This window comes from Flavobacterium sp. (assembly GCF_020217025.1).
Taxonomy (GTDB): domain Bacteria; phylum Bacteroidota; class Bacteroidia; order Flavobacteriales; family Flavobacteriaceae; genus Flavobacterium.
In genome coordinates, this window is the sequence record NZ_JAIWOF010000014.1 from 1 (window position 1) to 10,000 (window position 10,000).

The 10,000-nt window shown below is 34.6% G+C and carries 6 protein-coding genes and 1 pseudogene; 1 reads left to right on the top strand and 6 read right to left on the bottom strand.

The features are described from left to right. Positions 1-50: 50 nt before the first annotated feature. Positions 51-4,340 (bottom strand): T9SS type B sorting domain-containing protein, encoded by a 4,290-nt coding sequence (locus tag LDL23_RS00565; RefSeq protein ID WP_291263965.1) that lies wholly within the window; start codon positions 4,338-4,340, stop codon positions 51-53. A 124-nt stretch (positions 4,341-4,464) separates the two neighbouring features. Further along, positions 4,465-6,261 carry a translation elongation factor 4 gene (gene lepA / locus LDL23_RS00570; protein WP_291263966.1) on the bottom strand — a complete coding sequence of 599 codons (1,797 nt, stop codon included), beginning with the start codon at positions 6,259-6,261 and terminating at the stop codon, positions 4,465-4,467. Positions 6,262-6,421: 160 nt separating this feature from the next. On the opposite strand from lepA, the gene dusB reads away from it, so the two are divergent. Beyond that, positions 6,422-7,417 (top strand): tRNA dihydrouridine synthase DusB, encoded by a 996-nt coding sequence (gene dusB, locus LDL23_RS00575; protein WP_291263967.1) that lies wholly within the window; start codon positions 6,422-6,424, stop codon positions 7,415-7,417. Positions 7,418-7,421: 4 nt separating this feature from the next. Here dusB and LDL23_RS00580 read toward each other — a convergent pair whose 3' ends face one another. The 4 genes and pseudogenes from LDL23_RS00580 to LDL23_RS00595 form a co-directional block, all read right to left on the bottom strand. Continuing rightward, positions 7,422-7,781: a nuclear transport factor 2 family protein gene (locus LDL23_RS00580; protein WP_291263968.1), complete on the bottom strand. Its 360-nt coding sequence runs from the start codon at positions 7,779-7,781 to the stop codon at positions 7,422-7,424. 105 nt (positions 7,782-7,886) lie between these two features. Further along, positions 7,887-8,780 carry a pseudouridine synthase gene (locus LDL23_RS00585; RefSeq protein WP_291263969.1) on the bottom strand — a complete coding sequence of 298 codons (894 nt, stop codon included), beginning with the start codon at positions 8,778-8,780 and terminating at the stop codon, positions 7,887-7,889. A gap of 28 nt (positions 8,781-8,808) precedes the next feature. Continuing rightward, a complete protein-coding gene (locus LDL23_RS00590) occupies positions 8,809-9,729 on the bottom strand; it encodes a geranylgeranylglycerol-phosphate geranylgeranyltransferase (protein ID WP_291263970.1) in 921 nt (306 codons plus the stop codon). Between the two features lie 98 nt (positions 9,730-9,827). Next, positions 9,828-10,000 (bottom strand): annotated as a pseudogene (locus LDL23_RS00595) (mevalonate kinase); the annotation flags it as partial.

The following is a 10,000-nucleotide window of genomic DNA, read 5'->3' on the forward strand; positions in this document are numbered from 1 at the left end:
TACTTCAACTTTCACAAAAAGGAAATGAGTCAATTGTTAATGTTAATAAATTATCGTTTTAAAGAAAAATGAGCTTTAAAAATTTGTTTAGTCGTTCCATTCTGAGGCAAATATTCCACCGTAAACCAATAATCTGTAGAAGGCAGTTTTTCACCATTATAAATTCCATCCCAACCTGAACTAGCAGGCGACATTTGTTTCAAGAATTTACCATAACGATCAAAAATATTAATTACCGCATCAGGCTGATGACTTAAATCCCAAATGTTCCAATTATCGTTAACTCCATCTGCATTTGGTGTAAAATAATTAGGATAATTAATAATATAAATTGGACCTACAATTGTTGGATTACATCCTCCTAAAATATCATAAATATTTACGTAGTATTCCCCTGTTGGTAAATTGGTAAATACGTTACTTGATTGATATTCGGTAACACTTCCATCTGGATAAACCAATTGATACAAATAATCTCCGAATCCATCTGTTAAATTCACTGTAATGAAAGTATTGTTTTCAAACGGAGTACTTACCGTAAAATCAGCTACAGCCGGACTCGATTGTACAATAGTTACCGTAGTTGTGTTGTAATTACAATTAGCTCCTACATCAGGTGTTAGTTTAATAAATTCAACCGTATAAACTCCTGCTTGCGAAGCGGTATAACTTGGACCGGTTCCCATTAAAGTTCCATTCAAATACCAATTTACAGTAAAAAATGCTGGATTTAAACCAGAATCCATAGTAAAGGTTCGTAACACATCACCTGTCTGAGAATCCACACAGATAATTCCACCTTGAATTGTTATATCCAAAAGAGGATGAACTGTGAATGTGAACGAAATTTCGTCGTTGCAATTTGGGTTTCCAATTGCTGAAGCGTACACGTAATACGTATAAGTTCCAGGAGTTGTGATATTCAAATTTGTAATTAAATCTGCTGGATTACCTCCCGATTGTGAATAATAACCAATGTTATACGCTGTTGTTGGCAACGTTGGCAACACATAAGTTCCGCATTCTTCATTATCGAAAACCAATCCTAAAGTAGCTAAATTTGGCGTTTCAGAAATAACAACATTAAAACTATCTTCTTGTGTACAGATAATTCTATCTCCATTTACAGCGTACACATAAATTGTTGTAGTTGTATTTGGTGTATTAAAAATAGTCCCTGGTGGCACAGGATTTACTCCATTTGGGTCATAAAAATAACCAATGGTATAATTGAACGGTGTCGGCGCCACATGTGTTAATGCTGGCAATTGATAATTTTCAAACTCGCAATGTAGCTCATCAAGATAATCAGGTAAATTAATCCCATTATAAGTAATCGTGAAAGGACGATTGATTTCACAATTAGTCGCTGTATCAATATTATACAAATAAAAGGTTTGGGTAGCATCAAAAACTTGGGTTGAAGAAACAATAGTTCCTCCTCCACTTGGCCCACCAGGCAATGTATAAATAGTCCCATTTACTGGTGTTGGTATAGAATAAGGCAAACATTCTGTTCTACTGAATACATTATCTGCAGCAGGGAATGCATTAATACTTATGGTAAAAGAATCTTCATTAGAACATAATGTAACTGAACCATCTGGATTATTAAATGTTTGTTCATTATAAACATAATAAGTTCCAGGGTTTAAATGAGTGCCGGATAAATCTATAATATCACCAGCAAATAATTGTTGCTGTCCAAATGCTGTGGGACCACCTGACAATGTGTAATAAGTTCCATTTGACAAAACAGGTAGAACAAATTCTCCACATCGAGGTCCATCAGGAATATCGTCAACTAATGGCGTGGGATGAATAACAATATTATAGCTTAAATTGCTAGTACAATTGGGCAAAACAGATGTATTTGTAAAATAATAAACCACTTGGTTTGATGTTATTGGAATGTTAGGATCTACCGAGACACCTGACCCATTAGTACCTGTAAAATAGCCCCCAAATGTAACTGGAGGCAGAACATATCCTTGTTGAGAACACGCATAAACCGTAGAAAATAATGTAGTATCTACTAGATTAATCACAATATCATTCGACTCAATACAAGTTCCTGGCAAACCTTGACTTGTTGTGTGCGCTAAAGAATTAACTACATAGTAGGTTCCTGGGAAGTTGGGCCCAGCAACACTAATAACATCTCCTGCATTCAAAGCCGTTCCTCCTCCATTTGGATCTGTGTTATAATTTCCATTAGTTAATGGTGGCAAAACATAAAAATCACATGTCGTAACATCTGCAGGATCATCTACCAATGGCACTGGATGTATAAAGAAAATAAATTGCTCATCTCTACAAAACACCCCATTAACCTCTGCATAATAATACAAAGTTTCTGTTATAGTTGCTGTTGTTGTATTCAAATATTCTGTTCCAGCTGGAACAATAACACCAGTACCTGTAGGACCTCCTGGCTGCGTATAAAAATTTCCAATGTTCTCAGGAGGAGTTGGCACCACGAATCTTCCACAATGATCTAATTGCGGAACATACTCGTCGATCAGCGTTAAATTAAAACTAGATTCATTAGTACAGCCATTTGCATCTGGTCCAGCAAAAATGTAATACGTTCCACCATCCACTAAAATATCTCCGATATTAAATTGCACTTGACCAGGAGTAGTTGGACCACCTGGCAAAAGATAATAAGTTCCATTAACAATTGTTGGCAAGGTAAATTGACTACATTCAATTGGATCTGGAATATCATCTACTAATGGTAACGGATTAACTGTAATAACAACTGAAGTAACATCAAAACAATTTGGATTTGAATTATCTTGAACTCGGATTCCGACAGTAACTGTAGTAGTACCGTTTGGAATTGTAATAGACGTTACTGGATTTGATCCAGAAGCCGCCTCTCCAACTGAATTATAATAAGTAACTGTATAATTAGCTGGCGATTGTCCATTTAAAACCTCATTTGTAGTTGTAGCAGTAAAAGTGTAATTAGTACTTCCCTGCCCTTCACAAACTGAAATTGGGCTAGGTGCAGTTGCAACCGCTGCATTGTTAACAATCAAATCAAAAGAATATTCCGCATCACAGAAATTACCTGAAACCGTATTAAATATTTTAATGTAAATTGTTTGAGCACCTGCACTTGGGTAAGAAGTCAAATTCGCACTAGGAATTGGATTATTAGCAACAATATCGGCAGGTGTTTCATAGTAAAAAACATCGTAAATAGTGGTATCAATTCCTAAAGTAGATTCATTATTTGAAGCAAGATTAAAATTATATGTTGCCGCTCCTGTATTACATGTAAGCAAGTCAGACGGACTTGTTACAACCAAATCTGTAAAGACGATTGTATCTGTAATTACACAAGTTCCTCTAACTGCTTCAACTGTATATGTTCCGGCATGAGTTACTGTATAAGTAGAATTTGTTTCCCCTGGAATAGGATTTCCATTTTCATACCAAGTATAAGTAAAAGTATTATCTAAATTGGTATTCAAAACAACTTCATCTCCCGAACAAATAATCTGATCTAAACCCAAATCTAAAGTCGTAGTAAAACTTCCTGCAGCTATAAAAACTGCTGAATCAAAACCTGAATTAGCATAATCACCAATCACCAAACGTATTCTATATGGTGTATTAGGAACTACGCCTGACGAGGCATTCATAACCACTGTTTGCCCTCTCATATTTAATGCTGAAGTTGGATTCCCAACATTATATGTTCCAAAAAAAGTTGGATTTACTGAAGCGCAACTATTATTTGGACTCGAAGGATCGTTGTAAATACTATTTCTGATTGTAGTTACCGAAACTGGTGTACTTGTACCCGGAATTACAGCAAGGTTTGTTGAAACTCCAGAAGACAAATCGGTTAAAACAAAAGCAAAAACATCACTGAATTCGCATTGATAGAAACCATATTCGTTTGAAGCGAATAAGAAATTAAAGCTAAAACTATTCGAAAGCGGAATAAAATCAAACTCTAAAAATTCGGCATTCACAATTGGACTTGTTCCACCGTTAGTATCACTTAAATTTTGTAAGAAAGCATCTCCTGAGTTTGTTACAGAACTACTCAAATTAGCACCAGAATATTGACCCTGTGTAAAAGTCGCCACACCATTTCTAATAATTATTCCTTCCGAAATAGGAAAACTAGAACCATTTTGATTAAAATAGGCAACCGCTTGGGTGGAAGAAACCGAAATATTTGAAACTTGAACACAAGAATTTCCTAACAACAAATCAACTAATTGTGCGGGTGAATTTGTAGTATTATCAACTGTTATCCCTTGTGAAAACAAACAAGTTGAATATAAAAAGGCGAATATAAAAAATAAGTTTCTCAAGATTTATGGGGTTTAAATCATTGACATAAATATAACTAAAAAAGAAAAACCAACCATTATTAAATGCAAAAAAGTTTGAATATTAAAAAATATTCAAACTTTTTGTTAATTATTTGATTTTTATCTAATCGTTTAGTTTTAAAACAGCCATAAACGCTTCTTGAGGAATTTCTACGTTTCCAACTTGACGCATACGTTTTTTACCTTTTTTCTGTTTTTCTAAAAGTTTACGTTTACGAGAGATATCTCCACCATAACATTTCGCTGTTACGTCTTTTCTCAAAGCTTTAATAGTTTCACGAGCAATAACTTTAGCACCAATTGCAGCCTGAATTGGAATATCAAACTGTTGTCTTGGGATTAATTCTTTTAGCTTCTCACACATTTTTTTACCAATATTGTACGCATTACTTTCGTGAATTAAAGCCGAAAGTGCATCCACCGGTTGTGCATTTAATAATACGTCTAAACGAACTAATTTGGATTCACGCATTCCTATTGGATGGTAATCAAAAGAAGCATATCCTTTAGAAACGGTTTTTAATCTATCGTAAAAATCGAATACGATTTCCGCTAATGGCATATCGAAATTTAATTCAACACGCTCAGTAGTTAAATACGTTTGATTTGTAATTAAACCACGTTTTTCGATACACAAACTCATTACGTTTCCTACGAAATCTGATTTTGTGATAATCGTAGCTTTGATATATGGCTCTTCTACTCTATCTAATTTTGAAGGTTCTGGTAAATCGGATGGATTGTTTACAATTAAGATCGTATCCGGTTCTTTTTTAGTGTACGCATGATACGAAACGTTAGGAACCGTTGTAATAACCGTCATGTCGAACTCACGTTCTAAACGTTCTTGGATAATTTCCATGTGTAACATTCCTAAGAATCCACAACGGAAACCAAATCCTAAAGCAGCCGAACTCTCAGCAGCAAATACTAACGAAGCATCATTCAACTGAAGTTTCTCCATCGAAGCACGTAAATCTTCATAATCTTCTGTATCTACCGGATAAATTCCAGCGAAAACCATTGGTTTTACATCTTCAAATCCTTGAATGGCATTTGTTGTAGGTTCTTTTGCATCAGTAATCGTATCTCCTACTTTTACTTCTTTTGCTTCTTTAATTCCAGAAACTAAGTAACCAACATCACCTGTTGAAATTACGCTCTTTGGAACTTGATTTAATTTCAATGTTCCAACTTCGTCTGCATAATATTCGTTTCCGGTAGCCATGAATTTAATCTTCTGACCTTTTTTGATTTCTCCGTTAAGAACACGGAAAATAACTTCAATTCCTCTAAAAGGATTGTAATGTGAATCGAAAATTAATGCCTGAAGCGGTTCATCTTTATCTCCTTTTGGAGCTGGAATTTTCTCAATAATAGCTGCCAAAATATTTTCAACACCAAAACCTGTTTTTCCAGAAGCATGAATAATATCCTCTAATTTACATCCTAATAAATCGATAATATCATCGCTAACTTCTTCAGGATTTGCACTTGGTAAATCCACTTTATTTAAAACTGGAATAATTTCCAAGTCGTTTTCTAACGCCAAATATAAATTCGAAATCGTTTGTGCCTGAATACTTTGTGCTGCATCTACAATCAACAAAGCACCTTCACAAGCGGCAATCGAACGAGAAACCTCATACGAGAAATCCACGTGACCAGGAGTGTCGATTAGATTTAAAATATAATCTTCTCCTTTGTATTTGTACTCCATTTGAATGGCGTGACTTTTTATGGTAATACCACGTTCGCGCTCTAAGTCCATGTTATCAAGTAACTGAGCTTTTTCTTCACGAGCCGTAACGGTTTGCGTAGCACCTAATAAACGGTCTGCCAACGTACTTTTTCCGTGGTCAATGTGTGCAATAATGCAGAAATTTCTAATGTGTTTCATCTTTCAATGTAAAGTTCAGGTACAAGAGCCATTTTCATCTTCCAAACTCTTGTTCGTTTAATCTGCAAATATAAGCTAAAGTTTTGGATTTTAAACCTGAGAATCTTTAGAAACCCATTCGATTTAAAAAATTCCTATCTTTGCAAAAAATTGAAGCACCATGCCTAAAATTGGTAACATCATACTACCCGATTTTCCTTTATTATTAGCCCCAATGGAAGACGTGAGCGACCCACCATTTCGTCGTTTATGCAAATTACATGGCGCTGATTTGATGTATTCTGAATTTATTTCTTCGGAAGGATTGATTCGTGACGCTATGAAAAGTAAACAAAAATTAGATATTTTCGATTACGAACGTCCTGTTGGAATTCAAATTTTTGGTGGTGATGAAGAAGCTATGGAAATGTCATCGAGAATAGTCGATGCTGTTCAACCTGATTTGGTAGATATCAATTTTGGTTGTCCAGTAAAAAAAGTAGTTTGTAAAGGAGCTGGTGCTGGCGTTTTGAAAGATGTGGATTTGATGGTACGTTTAACAAAAGCGGTTATCAAAGGAACGAGTTTGCCAGTTACCGTAAAAACGCGTTTGGGTTGGGACGAAAGTTCTATCAATATTGATGAAGTTGCGGAACGTTTGCAAGATATTGGTGTGCAAGCCTTAACAGTTCATGCCAGAACGCGAGCACAGATGTACAAAGGACATTCCGATTGGAGTCATATTGAACGTGTAAAAAATAATCCAAGAATTACGATGCCGATTTTTGGGAATGGCGATATCGATTCTCCTGAAAAAGCATTGGAATACAAAAACAAATATGGTTTAGACGGTATGATGATTGGTCGTGCTGCGATTGGTTATCCTTGGATTTTTAATGAAATTAAACATTATTTCGCCACAGGTGAAAAATTAGCACCACCCAGCATGAACGATCGAATTGAAGCTGCAAAAAACCACTTAATTTGGAGTATCGAATGGAAAGGCGAACGTTTAGGTATCAACGAAATGCGTCGTCATTATACCAATTATTTCAAAGGAATTCACGGTTTTAAAGAATACAAACAAAAATTGGTTACCACAGATGGTATCAATCAGTTATTGGATGTGTTTACCGAAATTGAGCAGGTGTATGCGGATTATGTTTTTGAGGGGTAATCATTTACCCATGATACACCCTAGAAAACACAATCTTTCCGTCTTTAATTTCTAAAACTTCGGCTACTAACATATCGGCTTCGCCAGCTACTTGACGAGTATATTCCATAAAAACTCTGTCGGTATTAGCGGTTAATGAGGTTACTTTGTAATATAATGTTGGTAATCTATCAAAAGCATCTTGCCACCAAACGCGCATCGCATCTTTTCCGATAATTAAACCATTGGTTTCGGGTTGACGAATTTTTAATTTCGGACTGAAATGTTGGGCTTCGTCGTCGTATAATTCTAATAATTTCTCTAAGTTTTTCGTATTGAAAGCATCGAACCATTTAATGGCGATTTGTTGTAGTTGATTTGGCATAAAGTTTAAATTTAAACACAAAGAGCGCAAAGTTTCTCGCAAAGATTACTAAATAAAAAAGGCACAAAGAAAAATCAATGTGCCTGTGTATTTCAAAAAAAACGTTTAAGCATTTTTAAGGTTGATTATTTCTTGTTCGGTTAAGAATCTCCAATCGCCTCTTGGTAAATTTTTCTTAGTTAAACCTGCAAAAGTTACACGGTCCACTTTTAAAACATCGTATTTTAAATGTTCGAAAATTCTACGAACGATTTTTACGTTTGAAGTTTTCATTTTTAAACCAATTTCACTTTTTGGTTGATCTTCGATGTAAGTGATTTCTTCCACATATACTTTGTGTTCGTCAATCATTAATCCTTTTTGAATTTTCTCTAAGTCTTCAAATTTCAAATTCTTATCTAAAGTTACTTGATATACTTTCGAAGAACGTTGATTTGGAACCGTAAATTTCTGAATCATTTCGGTATCATTGGTAAACAACAACAAACCCGTTGTGGTTTTATCCATTCTTCCAACAGGCATAAGATTAGATTTTGAAGCACCACGAACTAAATCTAAAACGTTAGCTGAACCTGGCGAATCATCTCCTGCTGTAGAGAAATTTTTTGGTTTATTTAATAAGACATACTCTTTCTTTTCTGGCGTGATATTTACACCATCAAACTGAACTGAATCGGTTAATTTTACTTTGTAACCCATTTCAGTGATTACTTCACCGTTTACTTTTACATTTCCACTTTGAATGTAAATATCCGCATCTCTACGGCTACACATTCCCGAATTAGAAATGTAACGGTTTAGACGAATTTCATCTGGATTAGATGGTTTTTTTGGAGATTTTGGAGCTTTAGGCGCTTCTTTAGCCGCTTCTGGTTTGGTTTTAAACTTTGAAGGCGCTTTACGAATTGGCGCATTTCCTCTTGAATTACTATCCTTTTTGTAACCTCCTTGTCTTCCTGAACCTGGACGACTTTTATCATTATCTTGATGACGTGACATATTATAAACAATTTGTGCAAAGATATAACTAATATATGGAAATCAATTTTTTGCCGTGAATTAAAACCGATGGTTCGATTAAAACAATACAAAAAACACCTGAAACAATAATAAATTTCAATAAAAAATGAAGTTTTAGATATTCCGTCTTAGAAGTTGCTTTCCATAAAAGTAAAGCAAAAAACAACAACCCAATCAAACTTAAATAGAAGTAAATATCCATGTAACCTACATCATAAACTTCAATTAAAAAATAAACTGGAATTAAAGTAGAAATCGTTAAAACCGAAATAATAGATTTGGCCATTTTTTCACCAAAAACTACTGGAATCGTTTTGTAATCGGCCACTAAATCACCTTCGATATTTTCTAAATCTTTAATTAATTCTCGGATTAAAATCAGCAACAATAAGAAAGTCGCATGAGCAAAAATGACATGATAAAAATTCTTGTAATACATCAAAATCCCGAAGAAAGGCAATACCGCTAAAACAGCAGCCGTGATATTTCCAATTAAAAACATCTTTTTCAACTTATGGGAATAAAACCAAATCAGAAAAATATAGGTCGAAAAGAATAAAACCGCACGCCACGAAATTAAAAACATCAACAAAGCAACTATGAAATTAATTCCAAAATAGACTTTTAGCTTGGTTTCTTGACTCACCAAACGGTCAATCATGGCTTTTTTAGGACGATTGATTAAATCCTTTTTCGCATCGTAAAAATTATTAATGATATAACCCGAAGCAATCGTTAATGTAGAAGCAACAACAATCAAAAACAAACGCCAATCCAAAATAATATCCAAAGCTCGTTTCTCGGGAGCTAAAATGAATATCGCAGAGAGATATTGCGCTAATGCGACCACCCAAATATTGTATCCTCTAATCACAGAAAAGAAGCTGAAGATTTTAGTAAGGACTAATTTGGATTTACGGGTAAGCATTTCTTTTAGGTTAAAGGTAATGGGTGAAGGGTTAAGGGTAGTAATGCTGAATTTTATATTCAAACCTAATCCCTTTTGCCTAATCTCTTTTGCCTATTTTAAAAATTATAAACTACTTCTAATTTATAGTCTTTTAAAGATTCTTTTGCTTTATCTAAGTCTTGTGTAAATCCTAAAATATAACCACCACCACCAGAACCACATAATTTCAAATAGTAATCGTTGGTATCGATTCCTTTTTGCCACACTTGGTGAAATTGCTCTGGAATCA